The following is a 22,706-nucleotide window of genomic DNA, read 5'->3' as shown; positions in this document are numbered from 1 at the left end:
TCCACCCCCCACCCCCCTTCTTCCTCGTCGAGGAGAGCCTTGTCATGAGCCGCACGAGACCCCCTGTTCCCGCACGCCTGATCGCGGGCGCCGGCGCGATCGCCCTCACCGCCGCCGCCCTCGCGATGGCCGCACCCGCGCAGGCGGCCCCCACCGCGTCGACCACCCTGGTCGTCAACGCCGACCAGACCCTGCGCTCCGTCACCCACGTGGCGACCGGCAGCCTCTACGGCCTCGCCGACGACAGCACCCCCGCCGACAGCCTGGTCACCCCGCTCAAGCCGAACACCTTCGTGCAGATGGCCCCGGGCGGCTCCCAACTGCCCAACGGCGAGCCCAAGCCTGCCGGCGACGCACTCGTGGTGGCCGCCAAGGCGGCGCGGGCCGGCGCCAAGGTCGTCGTCCGCATGCCGGACTGGTATCCGAACTTCCCCTACAAGTGGGTGAGTTGGAGCGACTGGCTGTCGGCCGTGGACATGCAGGTCGCGTCCGTGAAGTCCTCCGGCGCCACCAACATCGCCGGCTACGAGCTCTGGAACGAGCCCGACTGGACCTGGGACACCACCAACGCCGGTGCCTTCGACGCAGGTTGGGCACGCACATACAAGGAGGTGCGCGCCAAGGACACCAGCATGCCGATCCAGGGCCCGAGTTACTCGGCTTACAACCAGTCCTGGATGACCACCTTCCTCACCGACGCCAAGGCCAGCGGCACCGTCCCCGACGTCATCGCCTGGCACGAACTCTCGGGCAGCCAGGACGTCGCCGCCCACATCGCCGCGTACCGGTCGCTGGAGTCGAGCCTCGGCATCAGCCCGCGTCCGATCTCCATCGAGGAGGACGGCACGCCTTCCGAGATGGGCAACTCCGGCGCCCTCATCGGCTATGCCGCCAAGTTCGAGCGGGCAGGCGTCCACGACGCGGAACTCGCGTTCTGGAACCACTACGGCACCCTCGGCGACACCCTCGTCGACACCGGCGGATCGCCCAACGGTTCGTACTGGACGTACAAGTGGTACGGCGAGATGTCCGGAAACATGCTGGTCACCACGCCACCCGCCCAGACGGGCATCGATGGCCTGGCCTCCCTGAACGGCTCGGCCAACCAGATCAGGGTCGTCGCGGGCGGCTGCACCGGCTCCTGTGCGGTCAAGGTCAACGGCCTGTCCTCGCTGTCCGCCTTCGGCAGCACGGTCCACGTCAAGCTGGAGTACAGCCCGGGCACCGGGCGTACGACGGCCTCCTCCGGCCCGATCACCATCTCCGACGCCGACTACACGGTCTCGGGCGGCTCCGTCACCGTGCCGGTGACGATGAACGCCACCGACGGCTACCACCTGGTGATCACCCCCAGCGGCACCTCCACGTCGCTGGCCGGGCGCTACCAGATCACCAACAAGAACAGCGGCCTGGCCCTGGACACCCAAAACGCGGGAACCGCCGCGGGCACTACGGTCGTCCAGTCCACGTCCACCACCGGTACCGACCAGAACTGGACCCTGGTGTCCGCCGGCTCGGGCCTGTACAAGATCGTCAACCAGAAGAGCGGTCTGCTCCTCGGCATCCAGAACATGAGTACCAGTGACGGCGGCACCGCCCTGATCTGGAGTGACAACGGCACCGCCGACCACCTCTGGCAGCTCATACCGGCAGCCGGCGGCTACTACAAGATCGCCAATTACAACAGCGGGCTCCTGCTGGGTGTGACCAACATGAGCACCTCCTCCGGTGCCCAGGTCCTCCAGTGGTCCGACAACGGAACCGCCGACCACCTGTGGAGACTCACCGCACGGTAGTTCCCTCACGGCACGGTGGTGAAGGGTCCGGGCGATTCCTCTCCCGTGGGCCACGAACGAGGATCCGACCCCTGACCAGCGAATTCCGTCGGTTCCCCACCACCACGGAGCACCGACGTCAGGCGTTTCTGAGCAGTGACGGAACGGTCCGCATCGTGATCACGATGCGGACCGTTCCTTTTTGGTGTTGTGGGTGGGGGCGGGATCGGTGGTGCGGGCGCGTGGCTGGTTGGCCAAGGGACCTGTGGCGCCCGGTAGGGCTGTCTGCTGTGTGATTTTCCTGTCTGTGTGAGGTATCTCTCACTGGGTGGTGAGGCGGGCTGTGGGGGGCCAGCTGCCGAGTGGTCTGGTCGGTCGGCGGCGAGTGGGACGTCGGCGGGGTGGATGACCGTCGGGCGGGATGGTGGCGAGAGCCGACGGTCGATCTTGCGGCGGTTGGCGTGGGCGAGCTGGAAGGCCAGCAGGATCGTCTGGGCGGCCATGCCGCGGATACGGCGGGTGCCCGGCTGCTTGATCGCCTCGTAGGTGGGGTCTTTGGAGAACCCGTTGAAGTCCTCGGCGCTGTTGCGGAGCCGGAAGTAGACGCGTCGCCAGTCGGGGCTGCCATGGGCGAGGGCCTGGTGGTGCTGGGCTCCGGTTTCGGGCGGGATGGTGATCAACCGCCGGATGCGGATCTTGACGGGTTCGGTGGGGCTCGGCTTGGGGTCGGCCAGGGGCAGGCGGGGGTCGCGGCCGAGGCTGGAGGCGTTGAGCGGGCACTGGACGTGTCCGGCGGTGGCAGGGCAGGACATCCGCTGGTGGCCTTGGTGGCCTTGGTGGCCTTGGTGGCCTTGGTGGTCGGGTGCGGCCATACCTCTGCGGTGGCGGGTATGCCCTCGGCAAGAGGGGACGAGTCAAGCGGCGCAGACCTTCCAAGGTCTGCGCCGCTGAGGTCACGCTGGAGCCCGCGCCGCCATGTGAGCTTCACCCGGCGATCAGGGCGGCGACCTCCTCACGGATTGCCGGCATGTCGGTGTACACCGTGCCGGGACAGTCCGTGTCCGCCCAGTGGCGGTGCCCGCCGATGACCGGCGCGGGCCGACTGACTCCGCTGACGGGATTGAGGTAGACCACCTTGCCCAAGGGGGCGAGCGCGTGCCGCTCGGCGAGTTCGGCCAGGAGCTGGATGAGCGTGCTGCGTGCGGAGGGCGACGGGGACGTGTCGATGAACGTTCCCAGAAGGCATATGCCGATGTTTCCGGTGTTGTACCCCAGGACATGTGCGCCGGTGACGAGCCGCCCCGCGGCATCATGGGCGACCGTGCCATCGGTACCGGACCAACGACCCTCGTACACACGGCCGTTGTCGTCGATCAGGTAGTTGTAGCCGATGTCACCGTAGCCGTCGTCGACCGTGTCGGTACGGTAGATCGAGCGGACCCATGCGGCCGGATCCGGGTTGTAGATGTTGTCGCCGCTGTGGTGCACGGTGATGGTCTGGACGGGGTAGTACTGCGGCGGCCAGAGTTCGGTGCCGTCGGCGGCGAAGCGCAGTGTTTCGTTGGCGCCCCAGTCCGCACGGGACAGCAGTGTGTATGCGACGGCTGTGGCAGCCGCTGCCGAGGCCGTGCGAGGCACCGCGCTCAACGCGGCAGTGGCTCCGAGGGCTGTCAGTAACGTGCGTCGCGAAAGCGGGGAAGCATCCGAGGGTCTCATCGTGTGGTTCTCCCTGTTGGGTTGGATCCGCAGGATGGGGCTGTCACGAGAGCTGGAGGGCACAGGCGGGCTTGGGGGTGTAGAGCGCGGACCATGTGCTGGGGCCGACGATGCCGTCCGCACCGCCCGTGGTGGCATTGCAGGTCTGCACCCAGTGCACGCCCTCCAGGGTCTTCGGGCCGTAACTACCGTCCACTTCAACCCAGTTGGGGTACTTGCTGTAGTTGTTTATGAGGCACTGCACCTGGCGAACCGCGTCCCCCGCGTCGCCGGGGCTGACCGTGGGCCGGGCGGAGGCGTCGATGTAGGGGCAGTTGTCCGCGGCCGCCGCAGCGTTCGCCGTGGGAGCGCCGGTGAGAAGCCCCCCGGCGGCCAGTACGGCGGTGCTGCAGACGAGGGCCAAGCGGTGGATGCGTGTGCGCATGGTGTCTCCCCCAGGTGGGTGGCGGTCATGGTTCCACGTACGGGCGGTGGCGCCGGCGGCCATTTTCGGGTGGTGGCCGGGGTGGCCGGGGCCCGTCTGCTCAGGCTCAGCCGCAGAAGTCGGCGTTGGTGTACGAGAAGTAGACCGTGGTGCCGCCGCCGTTGGCATACCATCGGCCGGAGCTCGTCCTGTGCATGCTGTACAGGGTGAGGTGGCTTCCGCTGTAACGGATCTCGGAGCCGACCCAGTAGAGGGAGTTGTCCGCCTTGCCGAACGTCAGTGGGCCGACGATCCCGTCTTTGCCGAGGTCGTGGTCCTTCTGCCACAGCCTCGTTGCTGCCGCGGTCTGTTCCCCGAAATAGCAGTCGATGTCTTCCGGCGGCAGGTACAGGTCAGCTGCCAGGATGGCTTGCCAGAGGCCTACCACGCTGTTGTGCGAGTTGCTCGACATGGAGAGCGGGCCTTCGTCCCCCCAGTCGTCCGTGACCACACCGGTGCCGTACACGCCGCCCTGGGCCACGCTCGCCTGCGCCGAAGAGGCCAGCCCCGCTCCTGCCAGTAGGGTTGCCGCTGCGGTGACCGCGATCCGTCGTGCCCATGTGCCGGAAACGGATGAGTTTCTCACTGTGTCCCTCCCTGTTGAAGCAGATGCGGTGCACCTTGTCATGGCCCCTGCGGCATCGACATACTCTTGCGTCTGAGCGCAAAAGCCCTGGGCAACAAGGGGAATTGAATGCTTCGCATCCACTTCACGGATGCCGATCTCGCGCGCGTCCGTGTCGCGTCCAGACCGGATCCGCTCTGGGAAATCTTCTTCAGCCTGATCCGCTTCCAGCGCCGCCGAGGTCTGTGGTCCTATGCCGACTGGCATAGGACCGCTCGCGCGGCTCTGCACGGCAAGGGCCTTGCGCCCACCGTCCGCAATGTGTTGCTGCCCCTCTATCCGGTGGGCACCTATTTCCCGGACTTCCTCACGCCCGGTGAAGCGTCCGAAGGCCTGGACGCCGGCCTGGACGCCATCCTCGGAACCCCGCGCCGACGGGTGCTGCATGAACTGGCCATCCTGGACCGGGTGAGCGGTGCCCCTGCCTGGGCCCGGCAATTGGCCGACGACGAAGCGCGCCGCAAGTTCGTCCGAACGGTCCGGGCCTACTACGACGTCGCCATCCTTCCCAACAGCGATCGCATACAGGCGCACGTCGACGCCGACCGCTCCCTCCGCGCCAGAGCCCTGCTCGACGGCGGCACCGACAAGCTTCTGGCCGGGTTCGGGCCGCACGTGCGCTGGCGGTGTCCCATGCTGGAGGTCGACTACGCCGAGGACCGTGATCTGTACTTACAGGGGCGCGGCCTTACGCTCGTACCCTCGTACTTCTGCTGGGGCGGCCCGGTGTCGCTGGCTGACTCCGGTCTCCCGCCCGTCCTCGCATACCCACTGCGCCACGCCGCCCCCCGCACGGACGATGCCAATGGTCAAGAGCCGTGGGCCCCGCTCTCCGCGCTCCTCGGCGCGACACGCGCCGTCATTCTCCAGGCAACTGCGACTGGCGCCACGACCAGCGAACTCGCCCGCGCTGCGGGCGTCTCCGCGGCGTCCGCCACCCGTCACACGACCGTCCTGCGCGACGCGGGTCTCCTCGTCAGCCAGCGCCACGGCCCAGCCGTCCTGCACACACTGACCCCCACGGGTGCCGCACTGCTGCGGAGCGGCGGACAAAACCATGGCGTGCGCCCGGCCTGAGCCTTGACTCTTTCGGTGATCTTGATGTCCGAGGTCAACTGTCGAGGGCTCGCCGCTTCTCCGCGGTGGGAAACGATCTACGTGAGCGGCTGTAGTGCGTCGTTTCACGTGAAACATCGTCTGAACAGCCTTGGCGACCCAGCGAGTTGCAGCTGTACGACGGCCGGGACGGAGGAGGTGTCGACCGGCGCCGGTCAGGGGGTCACTCGCGCATCCCGGCCAGCTCCACCGCCCGGCGTCGCATGGCCAGCCCGGCCGGGGCGATGGAGAACGCCACCGCGAGCACGGCACACGCACCCACGGTCGCCCCGAGCTCCGCCCACGGCATCTCCACCGGGCTCCACACCGACAGCAGGCCGAGCGCGCTCCACATGCCCGCCAGATTGAGTGCGGCGACCAGGAGTCCGAGCACTCCGCCGACCGCGACGACCATCAGGGCCTCACCGGCGACCAGCCTCAGCACCTGCCACGGGGTGGCCCCGGCCAGCCGCAGGACGGCCAGGTCGCGGACCCGGTCGGAGGTCGCCATGACCATCGTGTTGGCCAGGGAGATCCCGGTGTACAGGAGAGCGATACCGAGGACCAGCATGAAGCCGTACCGCGTGGTCCGGTTGGTCTTCGGGTAACTGGCCTGCACCCACTGATCCTGGGTGAAGACGTGTCCGCCCGCCTTGGTGAGCGCGGCGGCCACGGCGGCCGGATCGGCACCGTCGGCGAGGGCCACGTCCACCCGGTCGACGCTCGCCCCGGGAGCGTTGGCGGGGGTGACGTAGGCGCCGTTGTTGCCGGTGCCGGTCGTCATCACCGCGGCGATCCGCAGCGACTTCCTGGTGCCGTCCCCCAGCCACACGCCGACCTCCTGCCCGACGGTGTGCTTCTCCCACTCCTCGTTGACGATGATCGAGTCGTCGTCGAGGTCGCTCACCTTCCCGGCGGCCAGCGGCAGTTCCACGGTCTTCGCGAGCGGGCCCGCCTCGGCCGCGCGGGCCTCGGACTTGATCAGGGCGACGCCCTCCTCCAGGACGTACACGGCACTCGACGAGGTGGCCGAGACCACGGCGCCCTTTGTCTTGCGCAGCTCGGCGACCGTGGCCGCGTCGAACCCGGCGTCCCCGGCTGGGGTGACGACGAACGAGGCGGTGGTCTGCTCGCGCGTCTCGGTGGCCTTCGCCTCGTTCAGGGTGGCCGTGGCGCCCAGCAGTGAACCCACGAGGGCGACCGTGACCAGGATGGGCGCCGCGATGGCCGCCGTACGGCGGATGCCGACGGCCGCGTTCTCCCGTACCAGCATCCCGCCCGCACCGGGCAGTTGGGCCGGAAGCCAGCCGATCAGCCGGGTGAGCGGGCGCACCAGGACCGGCGCGAGCAACGCGATCGCGGTGATCAGCAGCATCGGACGGCTCACATAGGTCTTGCGGTGCAGCAGCTCACCGGGGTCGGAGACCAGGGCCACGCCCAGTGTCACCACCGCGGTCAGCAGCAGGCCCGCCCCGAACAGCCAGCGGCCCCACGTCATCGCCTTGGTGTCCACGGACGCCTCGCGCAGCGCCTGGGTGGGTCCGGTGCGGCCGGCCCGCCAGGACGCGGCGATCACCCCGAGCAGTGCGACGAGCAGACCGGTCCAGAAGGCCATGTGGTACGGCCAGGTGAAGTCGCCGATGGTGAACCAGCTGGGCGCGAGCCCGCCGTCGACAACCCATGCGGCGAGCCTCGGGGCGCCGTACGCGCCGAGCACACAGCCGGCCGCCGACGCCGGCACGCCGACCATCAGCGCCTCGGAGAACACCATCCGCCGGATCTGGCCGGGTGTGGCTCCCGCGGTGCGCAGCAGGCCGAACTCCCGGCGCCGCTGGGCGACCGCGAAGGCGAACGTGGAGGCCACCACGAACACCGAGACGAAGGCGGTGACCCCGCCGGCGGTGCCGAACATGGCGTTCATCGCGGTGAGCGCCTCGCTGTCGCGGTCCGGGTCGGCGTCGGCGAGACGGCGGTCGGTGCCGGTGAGGACCTGGAGGTCCAGGCCAGCGACGGCCGCGCGTACGTCCGCCGCGGCGGCCTTCACCACCAACTGTGTGCTCATCGGCGACAGTTCGGCGGCGCGGGCGTCCGTGTAGAAGACGGCGTCCTCGAAGCCGCGCGAGGCGACGGTACCGACGACCGTCACGGTGCCCCGGTCGGTGGTGACGCGTTCGCCGGTCCGCGCCCAGTCGCCGGTGACGACGACCTCGTCGGCGGAAGCCGGTGCACGGCCCGTCTCGATCTCGTAGGGCGCGAAGGCGGCCGTGGACCAGGGGTGGCCGACCAGATCGCCGGGACCCTTGGCGGCCCGCAGGGAGAAGGACCGGTCCGCGACGACCGTGCCGAGCCGGCGCAGCTTCGCCACCGTCGTCTCGGGCACCGCGCGCGGGTGGGCGAGCTTCTGCGTGCGGTCGCCGATCGGGGTCGGCACCGACAGGGTGTCCTGCCCCTGGACGACGACCGGCGCCGCGGCGAACCGCTCCGGCTGCCGCTCGGGCGCGTCCAGGGAGGAGGCCAGGGCCAGGCCCATCACGGCGAGCAGCGCGACGCCCAGCGAGAGCGCGACGAAGCTGCCGACGAAGGTGACCCAGCGGGTGCGCAGGGTGCGCAGGGCGACGCTCAGCACGGCGCGGCCTCCAGCTTGGTCATGCGCCCCGCGATGTCGTCCGCGCTCGCGCCGATCAGCTCGCCGTTGACCCGGCCGTCGACGAGGAAGACCACGCGGTCGGCGTAGGAGGCGGCCACCGGGTCGTGGGTGACCATGATGATCGTCTGGTCCTCGGCGTCGACCATGGAGCGCAGCAGGGCCAGCACCTCACGGCTGGTCTGCGAGTCCAGGGCACCGGTCGGCTCGTCGCCGAAGAGGACCTCGGGGCGGGTGATCAGGGCGCGGGCCAGGGCGACGCGCTGCTGCTGGCCGCCGGACAACTCCGTCGGCCGGTGCCGGGCGCGCTCGCCGAGCCCGACCTGCTGGAGCACCTCGCGGACTCGGGACTTCGCCACCCGCCGCCCGGCCAGCCGCAGCGGCAGGGCGACGTTCTGCTCGGCGGTCAGCGCCGGCAGCAGGTTGAACGCCTGGAACACGAACCCGATGCGCTCGCGGCGCAGCAGCGTCAGCTTGGTCTCGCTGAGCTTGGTCAGCTCGGTGCCGCCCACGGAGACCGAGCCCGAGGTGGGGCGGTCCAGGCCCGCGGCGCACTGCAGCAGGGTCGACTTGCCGGAGCCGGAGGGGCCCATGACGGCGGTGAAGGTACCGCGAGGGAAGGAGAGGGAGACCTGGTCGAGGGCCGTCACGGCGCTGTCGCCCGCCCCGTAGCTCCTGCTGACGGAGCGCAACTGGATGGCGTCGTTGTTCATCTGTCCCCACTCGTTCGGTGTCGGTCCTCCCGCGCACCTGGGCGGGACGGAGGGTTCGGGGTCCGGGGAGCCGGCGTCGGCGCGGCCGTGGTGGGCGCGGCCGGGGCACCGGGTCCGGCGTTGCGTATGGCAGGTGGCTGCCGTGGCGAGAGGCTGCGCGGGTCGTCGACAGGTGATGTCACCCGGGTCCGGCAGGCCCGATGACATAGCCGATGAGCACGAACACCGGGGCCCACACCGCGCTGCTGACCACGGACCACAGCAGACAGCGCCGCAGGGGCCATCCGCGTCGCCCCGCACAAAGTCGGCACCAGGGTGCGCAGGACGGTGGTGAAGCGGCCCACGAACACCGCTCCGGTGCCCCGGCGTTCGATGAGCCGGAGGGCCCGCTCGGTGTAGCGGCGTCGGCCCGCCAGCGCCCGCAGCGGTGCCAGCACTCGCTTCTTCCAGCGCCGCCCGATCGCGTATCCGGCCAGGTTGCCGAGGACGGCGCCGGTCAGTGCGGTCAACAGAGCCGCCTCGACCGTCACATGACCCTGCCAGGCGAGCATCCCGCCCGACACGACCGCCGTCCGGCCCGGCAGCAGCGCGCCGATCACCGGCAGAGCCGCCTCCAGCGCGGGCAGCAGCACCACGGCGAGAATGCCGACGCCGCCGTGCGCCGCCATCTGCTCCGCCGGCCAAGCCGTCATCCGGGTGCCGCCTCTCTCGTCCTCTCGGTGACTCCACGAAACCGCGCGGAGACCCTCGGGCGCAGTGCGGCAGGGACGAGACTTGGGGTAGGGCTGGGCATACCCACGGGGCTCGGGCGGGCTCACCGGGCCCCCGAGGAGGAGCGGATCAAACCGCGTAGCGCGTCCTGACGGACGTGGAACTGAGGCTCAAACGGTCGCCGTGAGCGTTCACCGCGGCGGTGGCAGGGTGGCGGGCGGACTCCATCCCCACAGCAGTTGGCTCAGTCGTCCGTCGTTCACCACCTGTCCCCGGGCGAGCAGCAGCACGGCGAGCACCGTGTGCGCCTTGGAGCCCGACAGCGCGATACGCCGTGCCCCGTCTCTCGTCTCGACCGGTCCGAGAAGTGGACTCCACGTGTGAGCCCCCATCTCGTGTGGCCACGACCCGTCGAGCGGCCCGGCCGGCGCGGAACGCCGAAGCGTCGTTCTCCGGACATTGCTCGCACCGCACGCTGGCGGAGTCGTGCCTTCAATGTGGCAGCAGCCTGCCGTGGCAAGAGCCTGCGAGCGGACGGCCGTGCCCCGTGCCGGGGCGGCCGAGATCGTCGTACGACCGGCGGGGCGGGCGCCCGACGGGCCTGTGCCCCGCCGCTGACCTGGCCGGATCCCTTCGTGCCCGGCGCGGGGGGTATGGCTGGCCCTACCCCCCGACCGCTCCCTGGACCCATGGCCCCGCCCCCGACCGCCCTTCTACGGTGATTCCCATGCACCCTCGGAATGTGTGGCAGGCCATGTCCCGGCCGGGCTTCCTGCTGTCGGCGTGGCCCTGGCGCTCGGTCGGCTATCTGCTGACCGGAGCGGTCACCGGCGTGCTCGTCCTGGTCGGCCTGGTGACGCTGGCGGCCGTCGGCGGGGCGCTGGCCATAGTCCTCGTCGGGCTGCCGCTGCTGGTGGTGCTCGCCGTCGCCGGACTGCCGGTTGCCTGGGTCGAGCGGCGCAGGCTGGCTCTGGTCGATCTGGACCCGGCGCCCGACCCGCACCAGGCACCGGCCGCGGAGGGACTGATGTCGTGGCTCAGGACCCGGCTGAGGGAGCAGGTCACCTGGCGCGAACTCGCGTACACCGTGCTGTTCGCGGTCCTGCTGTGGCCGCTGGACGCGCTCGTGTTCACGGTCGCGCTGCTCTTCCCCCTCTCCATGGCCGCCACCCCGCTGCTCATGGCCACGATCGGCGAGGGCCGTGAGACGAAGGTCCTCAAGCAGTGGACGGTCACCACCTGGCCGACGGCTTTCGGGGTCGCGGTACTCGGACTGCTGCTGCTCGCCCTCGGCGCCTACGTCCTGGGCGTCGCGGCCGGCGCCCGCGCCGAACTGACCCGGCTGCTGGTCGCCGACCGGGACGGCGACCTGGGCGCCAGGGTGGTCGAACTGAGCCGTTCGCGCGTGCGGTTGGTGGACGCCTTCGAGGCGGAGCGCCGGCGCATCGAACGCGATCTGCACGACGGCGCCCAACAACGCCTGGTCGCCCTGACGATGACGCTCGGCCTGGCCCGCCTCGACGCCCCGCCGGGACCCCTCGCCGACCAGCTCGCCAAGGCCCACGACGAGGCCGGCAAGGCCCTCGCCGAACTGCGCGAACTCATCCACGGCATCCACCCGAAGGTCCTGGCGGACTACGGCCTCGGGGCCGCTGTCGCCGACGCGGCGGACCGCTCCGTGGTCCCCGTCGACGTGGATCTCGTCCTCCCGGGCCGTTTCGACCAGGCGGTCGAGGCCGCCGCCTACTTCGTGGTCTGCGAGGCCCTCGCCAACATCGCCAAGCACAGCGGAGCGGGCCGCGCTCAGGTGCGCGGCGGGCACACGGGCGGACGGCTGCTGCTCGAAGTCCGGGACGACGGCCGTGGCGGCGCCGACGCCTCCGCGGGCACCGGACTGACCGGACTCGCGGACCGGGTGTCGGTCCTGGATGGCAGACTCTCCCTGTCCAGCCCGCCGGGCGGACCGACCCTGCTGCGTGTGGAGTTCCCTTGCGAGGCGACCGAGTTGAGCGAGGCGGCCGATCGCTCCGCGTAGTCCTGGCCGAGGACAGCGTGCTGCTGCGCGAGGGACTCATAGGCCTGCTCGGCCGCTGCGGCCACGAGGTCGTCGCCGCCGTCGGTGACGCGGAGGCGCTGATCGCGGCAGTCGAGGAGCACGGCCCGGACATCGTCGTCACCGACGTCCGTATGCCGCCCGGTTTCCAGGACGAGGGCCTGCACGCGGCGGTCCGCCTCCGCGAGAGCCGCCCCGCCCTGCCGGTGCTGGTGCTCAGCCAGTACGTGCAGCGGACCTACGCCTCCGAACTCCTCGACTCCGGCGACGGCACAGGTGTCGGCTACCTCCTCAAGGACCGGGTGGGCCAGGTCGAGGAGTTCGTGGACGCCCTGTCCGAGGTGGCAGAGGGCGGCACGGTCGTGGATCCCGAGGTCGTACGGCAACTGCTGCGCCGCCGCCGGGATCCGCTGGAGCGGCTCACCCCACGCGAGCGGGAGGTGCTGGCGCTGATAGCGGAGGGCAAGTCCAACGGGGCCATCGCGCGGGAACTGGTCGTGTCGGAGGCGGCGGTGGGCAAGCACATCGGGGGGATCCTGACGAAGCTGGACCTGCCGCCCGCGGACGAGACGCATCGGCGGGTGCTGGCGGTGCTCGCGTATTTGCGGGCGTGACGTCACCTGCGGTGCTCGGGCCGGTCCCGTGACCTCCCTTTATAGACGCGGCATGCGCACGGCACAGTGCCCGCGCCTTCTCTGGGCCACGCCCCGGCGAATCCCCGTCACGGCGCCTCCATGCCCGGAGGAAGAGCCCATGCGCCGTCGTCCCGCCGCACGTCTGCTCACCGCCGCCCTCGCCGTGACCGCTGTCTTGCTGTCGGCGGCCGCCGCCCAGGCCGCCCCCACGGACAAGGCCGCCGTGCTCAGCAGCTGGACCCCGACCGGTGCGAGCAGCTGCAACACGTTCTTCGCGGCTCCCGCCCGGGCTGACCAGAGCGCCTTGAGCGCGCACGGCTTCGACTGGTCGACCGACTACTGCACGATCTCCCGGCAGCAACCCCTTCGGCTTCCCGTTCGCGAACTCCTGTGTCCGGCGTGGACGTACTACCAGGCGGTGGACAAGCTGGGCTGAGCACCGGCGTCGCGCGGGCACCGGTTGTCCACAGCTGTGGAGTTGTCCACAGGGTCTGACGCGTTTCGGCTGGTGGTTGTACGGTCGGCACGAGTTGATGTTCTTGACGCGCGGGCCGGACACCCGACCGACGCGGGGCGAGTTGCGGGGGAGGCGGTCGGTGTGACCGAGGCCGGTATGGAGGCGAAGGCCGGGGCGCGGGCCGATGAGCGGGTCGATGCGCGGGCCGACGCGAAGGAGGCGTCGGTCTCGGAGCCGGGCTCGGCTTCGGGCTCGGCCGGTTCGGCCGCTGCCCCGGTCGGACGGCGGCCCCTGGTGCGCGGCTTCGCCCAGTGGCCCGTCGAGGGCTCACCCAAGCACGAGGGCAAGGCCCTGCGCCGGAGCGTCCCGCGCAGCACCCATGCCGCGCTCGACCTCGACATCTCCCGTCCCGACGCGGTGAGCGCGGTCGAGGAGTCGAGCCTCGGCCGCATCCCCGAGCTCACACCGCTGCGGGTGGGCCGGATGGCGGCCACACCGTTCGCCTTCCTGCGCGGCTCCGCGGGCCTGATGGCGTACGACCTCGCCCGCACCCCCATGACCAGGATCCGCGCCCAGATCTGCGGCGACGCGCACGCGGCCAACTTCGGCCTGTACGGCGACGCCCGCGGCGACCTGGTCATCGACCTGAACGACTTCGACGAGACGGTGTACGGCCCCTGGGAGTGGGACCTCAAGCGGCTCGCCGCCTCCCTGGTCCTCGCGGGCCGGGAGATCGGTGCCGACGAGGACACCTGCCGCGCGGCGGCGCACGGCGCGGTGGGCGCGTACCGGCGCACCATGCGGCTGCTGGCCAAGCTGCCGGTGCTGGACGCGTGGAACGCCATCGCCGACGAGGAGCTCGTCTCGCACACGGACGCCCACGACCTGGTCGGCACGCTGGAGCGGGTCTCGGAGAAGGCGCGGGCCAACACCAGCGGGCGCTTCGCGGCGAAGTCGACGGAGCCGACCGAGGACGGCGGCAGGCGCTTCGTGGACGCCCCGCCGGTGCTGCGCCGGGTGCCCGACGCGGAGGCCGCGGCGGTGGCGGCGTCCCTGGAGCACTACCTGAGCACGCTCTCCGAGGACCGTCTGCCGCTGCTGGCCCGCCATGCGGTGCACGACGTGGCGTTCCGCGTCGTCGGCACGGGCAGCGTGGGCACGCGCTCCTACGTCGTCCTGCTGCTGGACCACCGAGGCGAACCGCTGGTGCTCCAGGTCAAGGAGGCCAGGGCCTCCGCTCTGCTGCCACACCTGGTCACCGCGGGCTTCGAGGCGCCGTCCGTGGAGCACGAGGGCCGTCGGGTCGTCCTGGGCCAGAAGCGGATGCAGGTCGTCAGCGACATCCTGCTGGGCTGGACGACCGTAGAGGACCGTCCCTTCCAGGTCCGGCAGTTCCGCAACCGCAAGGGCAGCGTCGACCCCGCCGCCCTCTCCGCCGACCAGATAGACGACTACGGCCGCATGACCGGCGCGCTCCTGGCCCGCGCCCACTCCCACAGCGTCGACCCCCGCCTCGTCTCCGGCTACTGCGGCAAGAACGACGAACTCGACGAGGCGATCGCCACGTTCGCGGTGACCTACGCCGACCGCACGGAGGCGGATCACGGGGAGCTGGTGGCGGGGATCCGGGCGGGGAGGGTGGCGGCGGAGACGGGGGTGTGAGGAGGCCGGGACATCGTGACCGGTGGGGCCGGCTGCACGCATCCAAGGGGCGCGAGGCCGTGTCGATGTGCGGTTACGGCGGCGCGGGCGACCAGCCACAACATCACCCGCACCCGCCCGACAACCTGGCCCGGCACCCCGGATGGCGCCTGCTTCAGGCCGACACAGTTAGGCTGTCCGGATGACGTCCCCGGAAGCCGACCCCCACGGCACAGCCGACGCAGGCACCGCGCGGCTGGAGCAGGCCGTGCGGGCCGCCGAGCAGGCGCTCATCGAGTACGAGATCGCGGTGGAGACCTTCCGCATCGAGGTGGAGAACTTCTCCCGCCTGCACCACCAGAGGCTCGGCCCCATGTACACCCGCCTCGACGAGCTGGACGCACAGATCGCCGAGGCCCGGGCCGCCCGCACCGGCGACCCCGAGGACCTGCGCAAGGCGGCGGAGGCCCGTGCGCGGGTGATGCCGATGCCCGGCGTCGAGGAGCTGTTCCACGGCTGGATGGACGGCGAGGGCCTGTTCCCGGAGGCCGCCGCGATGCTCACCGACCAGCCCGTGCGGCCCCCGCAGCGGGTGCGCCCCAGCGACGAGGCCCGCAAGCTCTACCGCGAGCTCGCCCGCAAGGCCCACCCGGACCTCGCACAGGACGACACCGAGCGGGCGCGACGCGAGGAGTTCATCACCCGGGTCAACGCGGCCTACTCCCGCGGCGACGAGGCCCTCCTGCACGAACTCTCCGACGAGTGGGCCGCCGGGCCGAAGCCCCCGGAGCAGGGCCCCACCCCCAGCGAGGAGCTCTACGCCCGCCTCGAATGGCTCGCCCGGCGCAAGGAGCTGCTCTCCGTGGTCGCGCGGGAACTGGAGGAGGGCGCGATCGGCTCGATGCTCCGGATGGCACCGGACGATCCGGACCGCCTCCTGGAGGAGATCGCCGAGAAGCTGCTCGCCGACGTCTCCGCGCGCGAGGCGGAACTCGCTCAGCTGCTCGCACAGGACTGACCGGCCGCGCCCCCGCGGGCGTCAGGTAGCGTCGGGCCCATGAATTTCGGTGCTGGTGTGCCCACGGTCCAGGTCACGGACCTCAAGGACGACGACTTCCTGCTGGACGTCCGCGAGGACGACGAGTGGCAGGCGGGTCACGCCGAAGGGGCCCTGCACATCCCCATCAGCGAATTCGTGGCCCGCTACGGCGAGCTGACCGAGGCCGCACCGCAGGACGGCCGCGTCCATGTGATCTGCCGCTCCGGCGGACGCTCGGCCCAGGTCACGATGTACCTGGCCCAGCAGGGCATCGACGCCGCGAACGTCGACGGCGGAATGCAGCTGTGGGCCGAGACGGGCCGCCCCGTGGTGACGGACGACGGTCGGCCGGGCTTCGTGCTCTAGGTGTATTGACCTGCAGGGTTGTTTACGCGGGTGATGGGTGGCCGGCCGCCTCAGGGGTGGGGGTTCAGCCGTCGTCCCTGCCGTCCGGATTCCGTTCCACGCGGCTCACGAGGCGGGCCGCCTCGCCCGCCGCCAGGGTCGCGGTGGACACCGCGCGGACCCAGCGCGGGCCGCCGCGTGCCGCCCACCAGACACAGACACATCCTCCGATGACGAGTATGAGGATGCCGGACAGGGCGAGCACGAGCATGCTCCATCTCCTTCTTCTGCGGTGATCCGCGACATCCTCTCAGGAAACCGAGGTCACCTCAGGGGATCGAGGTCACCCCAGGGGATGCGCCGCCAACAGCTCCCCCAGCGCCTCCTCGTGCGCCGCCGCCGGGCCGAGCGACAGCTCCAGGTGCTTGGCCCAGGCGTGGTACCGGTGCAGGGGGTAGTCGACGTCGGCGCCGAACCCGCCGTGCAGATGCTGTGCCGTCTGCACCACCCGCCGTACCCCCTCCGAGGCCCAGATCTTCGCCACCGCGACGTCCCCGGCGACCGGCAGAGTGCCCCGCGCCCCCGAATCGATCCGCCACGCGGCCTGCCAGAGCGTGACCTCCATGGCACGTAGGTCGATGTAACGGTCGGCGGCCTGCACGGCGACGGCCTGGAAGGTGGCGACCGGGAACCCGAACTGCTCCCGCTTGCCGGTGTATTCACTGCTCATCCGAAGCACCCGCTCACCGAGACCGAGCGCCAGCGCACACGTCCCCGTGACGAGCAGCTCCCGCAGCCACTCCCACGCGCCCTCGGCGTCGATCACGTCCCGCGCGGCGATCCGCGCCGACTCCAGCCGCAGCTCGCCCAGCCGCTCTCCACTGGTGGAGAACTGCTCCCCGAGCGCGAGCCCGTCATGAATCCGAGGCACCAGCGCGAGGACGGTCCGGTCCGCGGCCGTGTGCGCGGGTACGACGACGAAGTCCGCGTCGAACGCCCACGGCACCGCCGTCTGTACCCCGTCCAGGATCCAGTCGGTGCCCTCCCCCTCCTCCTGCCGTGCGGTGACGGCGAGTTCGGCCGGGTCGTGTCCGGTGCGGCCGCTCGCGGCGACGGTCAGCACGACCTCCCCGCGCCCGGCCCGCTCCAGCAACTCCGCCCTCAACTCCGGGCTGCCGTACGCCTGTACGGCCGCCATGGCCGCGCTGTTCTCCAGCAGCGGCACCCGTGCCAGCACCTTCGCCGACTCGCGAAGCACCAGGCAGAGCGCGACGGCGTCCAGGCCCGCCCCGCCGTACTCCTCGGCCGCCAGCAGGCTCAACAGGTCCGCGTCGGCGAGCCTGGCCCACAGCGCGCGGTCGAACTCGTCGGCGACGGCACCCGTGGTCAGTGCCGGACTGGGCACCGAGTCCGGTACGACATCGGCGAACACCCCCCGCGCCGCTTCGGCCGCCGCCTGCTGCTCCTCGCTGAAGGTGAAGTCCACGGTCACTGTCCTTCCGACGGTCAGCCGATCTGACGGTCCGTCAAGATAGAACAGGTTCTAGAAGAAGGGAACGGCCTGCCGGGGTGCCGTGCATCCCCGCTCCCAACCGATCGTTAGGTTCGCGCGATTCCATGATGGGCCGGGCGCCGTAGGGTGTCCACCGCTGTGGAAAACCGGGGCGGGAGTGAGAACGGCCACGGCGGGGCCGGTCGGCAGGGGCTGCGCGGGGCGGTCGGGCCTGAGTACCGTGCCGGTGCGAGCCGCCGCGGCGAGGCGGGTACGGAATCGGTCACCGGGCTCTGCGGCGCCCGCAGCCCTCCGGCCGCGCGGCCGGGAGACGGACCGGAATCGGGAACGGGGCGGAATGGACGCGTACGACGGAGGCTCGAACGCCCGGCGACGACCGGACGCCCCGAGCGGGCCGGGCGATGCCCCTGAGGCGGACGGGTCGGATGTGCCTGCGGAAGCGGCCGAGTCGCCTGAATCGAGTGACCTGACGGAGCCGACCGAGTCGACGCAGTCGCCCGAGCAGACGGAACCGATCCTGCCCACCCGTCCCACGGAGTCGCCTGAGCCGCTTGAGGCCGTTCCCGGCCCGGCCCGAGAGCGCGCCGACGTGCGACCGGTCGCCCCCGATCCGTACGCCGGGCTCACGCCCCCTCGGCCTTCCGCCCCCAGGCCTTCCGATCCCGCCCCGGACCTCGCCGCGATACCCCGGACCACCGCCGGCACCCACCACGAACCCGCCGGCACCCACCACCCCTCCGGCCCCCGGCCGGACACCCCCACCCCCCACCCCGACCCCCGCACCGGTGTAGCCGCCCTCTCCCTCCGCTATCAGATCGGCGTCGCCATGGCGCTGGCCGTCGTCGCGGTCGCCGTCTGTGTGCACATCGGGATGGTGTTCTTGCATGTCGCGCCGCCGAACACGCTGACCAAACAGCACGGCAGGGCGGTCGACGACTGGATCTATCCGGAGTTCGAGCAGAACTGGAAGCTGTTCGCGCCGAATCCGCTGCAGCAGAACATCGCGGTACAGGTGCGGGCCCGGATCCGCGGTGCCGACGGCGGCAGCCGTACGACGGGGTGGTACGACCTGTCCGCCCAGGACGGCCGGGCCATAGACGGCAACCTGCTGCCCAGCCACACCCAGCAGAACGAGCTGCGCCGCTCCTGGGACCTCTTCGTCGCCACGCACGGCACCGACAACCGCCCGGTCGGCCTGCGCGGCACCCTGTCCGAGACGTATCTGCGCCGGATCGTGGTGCTGCGCCTGGAGCGCGAGGAGGTGACCGCGCGGGGCGGCGTCCTGGTGAGCGTCCAGGTCCGCTCCAGGACCACCAACGTGCCACCGCCGAAGTGGAGTGAGGAGAAGGTCTCCCTGCAGCCGGTCTACCGAGAGCTGCCCTGGTGGGCCGTGACGGCGGACGACACCGAGGGGAGCGCCCGGTGAACCGATTCGCTCTCCTGGTGTCGAACGGCATCGCGCGCGTGACCGGTGCCGCCCTCGGCCCCTACCAGACCGCGATGATCCGCATCGGCTTCAGCGCGACCTGGCTGCTGTTCCTGCTGCGCGAGTTCCCGCACCGCCAGGAGCTGTACGGCCCCGACGGCCCGTGGAGCTGGAACCTCGCCGAGCAGCTGCTCTCGACCAACGGTGCCTTCACGGTCATGATGTGGTCGGACGGCCGGTTCTGGTTCGAGACCGTCTACGCCCTCGCCGTCCTGTCGAGCCTTCTGCTGCTGCTCGGCTGGCGCACCCGCACGATGTCGGTGCTCTTCATGGTCGGCGTGCTCTCGCTGCAGAACCGCAGTGTCTTCATGGGCGACGGCGGCGACAACGTCTTGCACCTGATGTGCCTCTACCTCGTCTTCACGCGCTGCGGCCGGGTCTGGTCGCTGGACGAGCGCCGGGCCCGGCGCAGCAGGGCGGCACGCGCGCGTGGGGAGCACGTCACGGACCTGATCGGCCCGGCCCTGTGGACCGTCCTCGGGCTCGCGCTGGTGTCGGCGACCTTCCTGGGCAGGCTGAACGGCGACTGGGCCGTCCCGGCGCTGTTGTGGGCCCTGTGGCTGGCGCAGGCCCTGTGGTGGGTGGTCGGCCGCTTCGCCCGCTCCGACCAGCCGCGGATCATGCTCGACGTCGTCGCCGACATCGTCCACAACGGCGCCCTGCTCGTGATCATGGCCGAGGCCTGTCTGATCTACGCGACGGCGGGCTGGTACAAGGTCCAGGGCTCCCGCTGGCAGGACGGCACCGCCGTCTACTACCCCCTCCACCTGGAGTCCTTCTCGCCGTGGCCCGCCCTCGCCGACCTGCTGTCGGCGAACGGCGTCATGGTGATGCTGGTGACGTACGGCACGGTCGCCGTGCAGGTCGCCTTCCCGTTCACACTGTTCAACCGACGGGTCAAGAACGTCCTGCTGGCGGCGATGATCACCGAGCACGCGGTGATCGCGGTCGTCCTCGGCCTGCCGTTCTTCTCACTGGCGATGATCGCCGCGGACTCGGTCTTCCTGCCGACGTCGTTCCTGCGCCGGCTCGGCGACGGGGCCGCACGCGCGCGTGGCCGGCTGTGGGCACGGTTCGCGGGCGGAGCCGGCCCGGGCACGAGGCTGCCGGGGCAGCGGGCCCCGGAGAACCCCGAGCCCACGCACGTAGGCTTCACGGCATGAACGACCCCGTGAGCGCCTGGCATCGGCTCGCCGACACCGCCGTACTGCTCGACGGCTTCCATGCCCTCAAGCACGCGGTGCGCTTCGGGGCCGAGGTGCCGGTGGCGGTCGCCGTGGACCGGAGCGCGGCCCTCGCCCTGGCCGACGAGCTGGCCCCGGACGTACGGGAGACGCTGGACGCGCTCCTGATGCAGATCCCGGAGTCGTCGTACACATCCCTCGTGCCGCGCCCGCATCCGACCGCTGTCGCGGCCCTGGCCGTACGGCCGTCCCGCGCGGTCCACCTCAAGGCGCTGGCGCACACTCCGCGTAGCGCCCCGGTCGTGGTCCTCGACAACCCGCGCAACCTCGGCAACGCCGGGGCCGTGATCCGCCTGGCCGCGGGTTTCGGGGCGACCGGCGTGGTCACCACGGGCACCCTCGACCCCTGGCACCCGACGGTCGTGCGCGGCGGGGCGGGCCTGCACTTCGCGACCGCCGTGGAACGGCTCACCGTGGCCGAGCTGCCGCCAGGACCGGTGTTCGCCCTGGACCCGGAGGGCGACGACATCCGGGCGGTGAAGCTTCCGGACGACGCCGTCCTCGCCTTCGGCTCGGAGCGCAGCGGGCTGTCCGCCGAACTACGCGCGCGTGCCGACCATCTGGTGGCCCTGCCCATGCGCCCGCAGGTCTCCAGCTACAACTTGGCGACGAGCGTGGGAATGACCCTTTACCACTGGAGCTGCGGCACGCAGGGCGCCCTTTAGGGGCGCGGGGAACTGCGCGATCAGCCACAACGGCCGCGCGGTCGCACGATTCGCCGCACTTCCGAGCGCTCAGGCCTCCCGGCGCACCTCGACAACCCGGAACCGGTTCGCGACGAACGCCCCGTCGGTCAGCGCGGAGTTCGCCGCCGGGTTGCCGCCCGACCCGTGGAAGTCGGAGAACGCTGCCGTCTGGTTGACGTAGACCCCGCCGACCAGGTTCAGCGACAGCTGGGCGGCCTCCTCCAGACAGACCTCCTGGACGGCCTGCTCGACCTCCTCGTCGGTGGTGTACGCGCCGACCGTCATCGCGCCCTTGTCGCGGACCGTGCGCCGCAGCAGCTCCACCGCGTCGGCCGCGGAGTCGACCGCGACGGCGAAGGAGACCGGCCCGAAGCACTCGCTCATAAAGGCGGCCTCGTCGTCCGGCTTGGCACCGTCCAGCTTGACGACGACGGGCGTGCGGACGACCGCGCCGGGGAACTCCGGGTTGGCGATCTCCCGCGAGGCGAGGGCGACTTCACCCAGCCCCGCCGCGGCCTCCAGACGGGCCTTCACGCCCGGGTTCACGATCGCGCCCAGCAGCGCGTTCGCGCGCGCGTCGTCGCCGAGCAGGCCGTCGACCGAGCGGGCCAGGTCGGCGACCACCTCGTCGAAGGTCTTGGGGCCCTCGTCGGTCCGGATGCCGTCCCGGGGGATCAGCAGGTTCTGCGGGGTCGTGCACATCTGGCCGCTGTAGAGGGACAACGAGAAGGCCAGGTTCGACAGCATCCCCTTGTAGTCGCCCGCCGACTCCACGAGCACCGTGTTGACGCCGGCCTTCTCCGTGTAGACCTGCGCCTGGCGGGCGTTGGCCTCCAGCCAGTCGCCGAACTCCGTCGAGCCGGTGTAGTCGATGATCCGGATCTCCGTGCGGGTGGCCAGGGTCTTCGCGATGCCCTCACCGGGACGCTCGGCTGCGAGCGCGACCAGGTTCGGGTCGAAGCCGGCCTCGGCGAGCACGGAGCGCGCCACCTGCACGGTGAGCGCGAGCGGCAGCACCGCGCGCGGGTGCGGCTTCACCAGGACGGCGTTGCCGGTCGCCAGGGAGGCGAACAGGCCCGGATAGCCGTTCCACGTCGGGAAGGTGTTGCAGCCGATGACCAGGCCGATCCCACGCGGGACCGGGGTGAACTGCTTGGTGAGCGCGAGCGGGTCGCGCTTGCCCTGGGGCTTGGTCCACTCCGCGGTGTCGGGGGTGCGGACCTGCTCGACGTACGCGTACGCCACCGCCTCCAGGCCGCGGTCCTGCGCGTGCGGGCCGCCCGCCTGGAACGCCATCATGAACGCCTGGCCGCTGGTGTGCATGACCGCGTGCGCGAACTCGTGGGTGCGGCCGCTGATCCGCTTGAGGATCTCCAGGCACACCACCGCGCGGATCTCCGCGCCCGCGTCCCGCCAGGCCTTCTGGCCCGCCTTCATCGCGGGCAGCAGCACCTCCACGTCCGCGTGCGGGTACTCGACGCCCAGCTCGATGCCGTACGGCGAGACCTCGCCGCCCACGAAGCCGTCCGTGCCGGGCTGGCCGAGGTCGAGGCGGGTGCCCAGCAGGGCGTCGAAGGCGGCCTTGCCCGCCGCCATGTCCAGGCTGCCGTTCTCGCCGTAGGCCTTGGGGTGTTCGGGGTGCGGGGACCAGTACGCCCGCGTGCGGATCGCTTCGAGCGCCTGGTCGAGGGTGGGCCGGTGCTCGGCGATCAGCTGGTGGGCGGTCAGTTCGGCGGCCATGCGGGACCAACTCCTCGTCTTTCGAACTCTTCGTCGAGCTCATGACCTGGGCAGAAACATGGGCAGGAACAGCCGGACAGGGTTAGAGTAACCGAACGATCGGTCGGGACAAGGGGGTCCGCCGC

At 71.2% G+C, this 22,706-nt stretch carries 21 protein-coding genes and 1 pseudogene; 11 read left to right on the top strand and 11 right to left on the bottom strand.

Annotated features, from left to right (window positions below; translation table 11 throughout):
• Positions 1-44 precede the first annotated feature (44 nt).
• On the top strand, positions 45-1,796 hold the full coding sequence (locus ACI2L1_RS05345; RefSeq protein WP_404737964.1) for an RICIN domain-containing protein: 1,752 nt from the start codon (positions 45-47) through the stop codon (positions 1,794-1,796).
• Positions 1,797-1,801: 5 nt separating this feature from the next.
• On the opposite strand, the gene ACI2L1_RS05340 is transcribed toward ACI2L1_RS05345, so the two are convergent.
• The 4 genes from ACI2L1_RS05340 to ACI2L1_RS05325 all read right to left on the bottom strand — a co-directional run bounded on the left by ACI2L1_RS05340 (position 1,802) and on the right by ACI2L1_RS05325 (position 4,540).
• Positions 1,802-2,587 carry a hypothetical protein gene (locus tag ACI2L1_RS05340; protein ID WP_404737963.1) on the bottom strand — a complete coding sequence of 262 codons (786 nt, stop codon included), beginning with the start codon at positions 2,585-2,587 and terminating at the stop codon, positions 1,802-1,804.
• A 172-nt stretch (positions 2,588-2,759) separates the two neighbouring features.
• Positions 2,760-3,413, bottom strand: coding sequence for a peptidoglycan recognition family protein (locus ACI2L1_RS05335; RefSeq protein WP_404738124.1), 654 nt, complete (start codon positions 3,411-3,413; stop codon positions 2,760-2,762).
• A gap of 121 nt (positions 3,414-3,534) precedes the next feature.
• A complete protein-coding gene (locus ACI2L1_RS05330) occupies positions 3,535-3,915 on the bottom strand; it encodes a peptidoglycan-binding protein (protein WP_404737962.1) in 381 nt (126 codons plus the stop codon).
• A 106-nt stretch (positions 3,916-4,021) separates the two neighbouring features.
• Positions 4,022-4,540: a peptidoglycan-binding protein gene (locus tag ACI2L1_RS05325; protein WP_404737961.1), complete on the bottom strand. Its 519-nt coding sequence runs from the start codon at positions 4,538-4,540 to the stop codon at positions 4,022-4,024.
• A gap of 108 nt (positions 4,541-4,648) precedes the next feature.
• Here ACI2L1_RS05325 and ACI2L1_RS05320 point away from each other — a divergent pair, with 108 nt between their 5' ends.
• Positions 4,649-5,656 carry an ArsR/SmtB family transcription factor gene (locus ACI2L1_RS05320; RefSeq protein WP_404737960.1) on the top strand — a complete coding sequence of 336 codons (1,008 nt, stop codon included), beginning with the start codon at positions 4,649-4,651 and terminating at the stop codon, positions 5,654-5,656.
• 202 nt (positions 5,657-5,858) lie between these two features.
• Here the strand turns inward: ACI2L1_RS05320 and ACI2L1_RS05315 are convergent, their stop codons facing one another.
• The 4 genes from ACI2L1_RS05315 to ACI2L1_RS05300 all read right to left on the bottom strand — a co-directional run bounded on the left by ACI2L1_RS05315 (position 5,859) and on the right by ACI2L1_RS05300 (position 10,134).
• Positions 5,859-8,300 carry an FtsX-like permease family protein gene (locus tag ACI2L1_RS05315; protein WP_404737959.1) on the bottom strand — a complete coding sequence of 814 codons (2,442 nt, stop codon included), beginning with the start codon at positions 8,298-8,300 and terminating at the stop codon, positions 5,859-5,861.
• Positions 8,294-9,031 (bottom strand): ABC transporter ATP-binding protein, encoded by a 738-nt coding sequence (locus tag ACI2L1_RS05310; protein WP_404737958.1) that lies wholly within the window; start codon positions 9,029-9,031, stop codon positions 8,294-8,296. Before ACI2L1_RS05310 ends, ACI2L1_RS05315 begins: the two co-directional genes overlap by 7 nt.
• A complete protein-coding gene (locus ACI2L1_RS05305; protein WP_404737957.1) occupies positions 9,028-9,723 on the bottom strand; it encodes a DedA family protein in 696 nt (231 codons plus the stop codon). Before ACI2L1_RS05305 ends, ACI2L1_RS05310 begins: the two co-directional genes overlap by 4 nt.
• A 210-nt stretch (positions 9,724-9,933) precedes the next feature.
• A complete protein-coding gene (locus ACI2L1_RS05300) occupies positions 9,934-10,134 on the bottom strand; it encodes a hypothetical protein (protein WP_404737956.1) in 201 nt (66 codons plus the stop codon).
• Positions 10,135-10,496: 362 nt separating this feature from the next.
• On the opposite strand from ACI2L1_RS05300, the gene ACI2L1_RS05295 reads away from it, so the two are divergent.
• The 6 genes and pseudogenes from ACI2L1_RS05295 to ACI2L1_RS05270 all read left to right on the top strand — a co-directional run bounded on the left by ACI2L1_RS05295 (position 10,497) and on the right by ACI2L1_RS05270 (position 15,933).
• Entirely contained in the window at positions 10,497-11,777 is a 1,281-nt protein-coding gene (locus ACI2L1_RS05295; protein ID WP_404738123.1) for a sensor histidine kinase, read from the top strand.
• A 17-nt stretch (positions 11,778-11,794) separates the two neighbouring features.
• Positions 11,795-12,409: a LuxR C-terminal-related transcriptional regulator gene (locus ACI2L1_RS05290; RefSeq protein ID WP_404737955.1), complete on the top strand. Its 615-nt coding sequence runs from the start codon at positions 11,795-11,797 to the stop codon at positions 12,407-12,409.
• A gap of 139 nt (positions 12,410-12,548) precedes the next feature.
• A pseudogene (locus ACI2L1_RS05285) lies at positions 12,549-12,828 on the top strand (hypothetical protein); the annotation flags it as partial.
• 215 nt (positions 12,829-13,043) lie between these two features.
• On the top strand, positions 13,044-14,549 hold the full coding sequence (locus ACI2L1_RS05280) for a DUF2252 domain-containing protein (protein ID WP_404738122.1): 1,506 nt from the start codon (positions 13,044-13,046) through the stop codon (positions 14,547-14,549).
• 181 nt (positions 14,550-14,730) lie between these two features.
• Positions 14,731-15,546: a J domain-containing protein gene (locus ACI2L1_RS05275; RefSeq protein WP_404737954.1), complete on the top strand. Its 816-nt coding sequence runs from the start codon at positions 14,731-14,733 to the stop codon at positions 15,544-15,546.
• 57 nt (positions 15,547-15,603) lie between these two features.
• The gene (locus ACI2L1_RS05270) at positions 15,604-15,933 is read left to right on the top strand and encodes a rhodanese-like domain-containing protein (RefSeq protein ID WP_404738121.1); all 330 of its coding nucleotides are present in this window, start codon (positions 15,604-15,606) and stop codon (positions 15,931-15,933) included.
• Positions 15,934-15,997: 64 nt separating this feature from the next.
• Here ACI2L1_RS05270 and ACI2L1_RS05265 read toward each other — a convergent pair whose 3' ends face one another.
• The gene (locus ACI2L1_RS05265; protein ID WP_404737953.1) at positions 15,998-16,183 is read right to left on the bottom strand and encodes a hypothetical protein; all 186 of its coding nucleotides are present in this window, start codon (positions 16,181-16,183) and stop codon (positions 15,998-16,000) included.
• Positions 16,184-16,255: 72 nt separating this feature from the next.
• Positions 16,256-17,398 carry an acyl-CoA dehydrogenase family protein gene (locus ACI2L1_RS05260; RefSeq protein ID WP_404737952.1) on the bottom strand — a complete coding sequence of 381 codons (1,143 nt, stop codon included), beginning with the start codon at positions 17,396-17,398 and terminating at the stop codon, positions 16,256-16,258.
• A gap of 364 nt (positions 17,399-17,762) precedes the next feature.
• Between ACI2L1_RS05260 and ACI2L1_RS05255 the strand changes: the two genes are divergently transcribed.
• Genes ACI2L1_RS05255 through ACI2L1_RS05245 form a run of 3 tightly spaced genes read left to right on the top strand, consistent with a single transcriptional unit; the run spans position 17,763 to position 20,820 of the window.
• Positions 17,763-18,851, top strand: a complete 1,089-nt coding sequence (locus ACI2L1_RS05255; RefSeq protein ID WP_404737951.1) for a DUF5819 family protein — start codon at positions 17,763-17,765, stop codon at positions 18,849-18,851.
• A complete protein-coding gene (locus ACI2L1_RS05250; RefSeq protein ID WP_404737950.1) occupies positions 18,848-20,074 on the top strand; it encodes an HTTM domain-containing protein in 1,227 nt (408 codons plus the stop codon). Before ACI2L1_RS05255 ends, ACI2L1_RS05250 begins: the two co-directional genes overlap by 4 nt.
• Entirely contained in the window at positions 20,071-20,820 is a 750-nt protein-coding gene (locus ACI2L1_RS05245) for a TrmH family RNA methyltransferase (RefSeq protein WP_404737949.1), read from the top strand. The genes ACI2L1_RS05250 and ACI2L1_RS05245 overlap by 4 nt, the downstream gene beginning before the upstream one ends.
• 69 nt (positions 20,821-20,889) lie before the next feature.
• On the opposite strand, the gene paaN is transcribed toward ACI2L1_RS05245, so the two are convergent.
• Positions 20,890-22,581, bottom strand: coding sequence for a phenylacetic acid degradation protein PaaN (gene paaN / locus ACI2L1_RS05240; protein WP_404737948.1), 1,692 nt, complete (start codon positions 22,579-22,581; stop codon positions 20,890-20,892).
• Between the last annotated feature and the right edge of the window lie 125 nt (positions 22,582-22,706).

Source organism: Streptomyces sp. NPDC019531, from assembly GCF_044903305.1.
Lineage (GTDB): Bacteria > Actinomycetota > Actinomycetes > Streptomycetales > Streptomycetaceae > Streptomyces.
The sequence above is the reverse complement of the archived record's forward strand: the minus strand, read 5'-3'. Positions and strand labels throughout refer to the sequence as shown.

What these genes read in the sequence shown, in the direction of transcription:
- ACI2L1_RS05275 (WP_404737954.1), top strand. Translation starts at nt 14,731, where the DNA reads ATGACGTCCCCGGAAGCCGACCCCCACGGCACAGCCGACGCAGGCACC.
- ACI2L1_RS05340 (WP_404737963.1), bottom strand. Translation starts at nt 2,587, where the DNA reads ATGTCCTGCCCTGCCACCGCCGGACACGTCCAGTGCCCGCTCAACGCC.
- paaN (WP_404737948.1), bottom strand. Translation starts at nt 22,581, where the DNA reads ATGGCCGCCGAACTGACCGCCCACCAGCTGATCGCCGAGCACCGGCCC.
- ACI2L1_RS05300 (WP_404737956.1), bottom strand. Translation starts at nt 10,134, where the DNA reads ATGGGGGCTCACACGTGGAGTCCACTTCTCGGACCGGTCGAGACGAGA.
- ACI2L1_RS05310 (WP_404737958.1), bottom strand. Translation starts at nt 9,031, where the DNA reads ATGAACAACGACGCCATCCAGTTGCGCTCCGTCAGCAGGAGCTACGGG.
- ACI2L1_RS05295 (WP_404738123.1), top strand. Translation starts at nt 10,497, where the DNA reads ATGTCCCGGCCGGGCTTCCTGCTGTCGGCGTGGCCCTGGCGCTCGGTC.
- ACI2L1_RS05245 (WP_404737949.1), top strand. Translation starts at nt 20,071, where the DNA reads ATGAACGACCCCGTGAGCGCCTGGCATCGGCTCGCCGACACCGCCGTA.
- ACI2L1_RS05305 (WP_404737957.1), bottom strand. Translation starts at nt 9,723, where the DNA reads ATGACGGCTTGGCCGGCGGAGCAGATGGCGGCGCACGGCGGCGTCGGC.
- ACI2L1_RS05320 (WP_404737960.1), top strand. Translation starts at nt 4,649, where the DNA reads ATGCTTCGCATCCACTTCACGGATGCCGATCTCGCGCGCGTCCGTGTC.
- ACI2L1_RS05265 (WP_404737953.1), bottom strand. Translation starts at nt 16,183, where the DNA reads ATGCTCGTGCTCGCCCTGTCCGGCATCCTCATACTCGTCATCGGAGGA.
- ACI2L1_RS05280 (WP_404738122.1), top strand. Translation starts at nt 13,044, where the DNA reads ATGGAGGCGAAGGCCGGGGCGCGGGCCGATGAGCGGGTCGATGCGCGG.
- ACI2L1_RS05345 (WP_404737964.1), top strand. Translation starts at nt 45, where the DNA reads ATGAGCCGCACGAGACCCCCTGTTCCCGCACGCCTGATCGCGGGCGCC.
- ACI2L1_RS05330 (WP_404737962.1), bottom strand. Translation starts at nt 3,915, where the DNA reads ATGCGCACACGCATCCACCGCTTGGCCCTCGTCTGCAGCACCGCCGTA.
- ACI2L1_RS05255 (WP_404737951.1), top strand. Translation starts at nt 17,763, where the DNA reads ATGGACGCGTACGACGGAGGCTCGAACGCCCGGCGACGACCGGACGCC.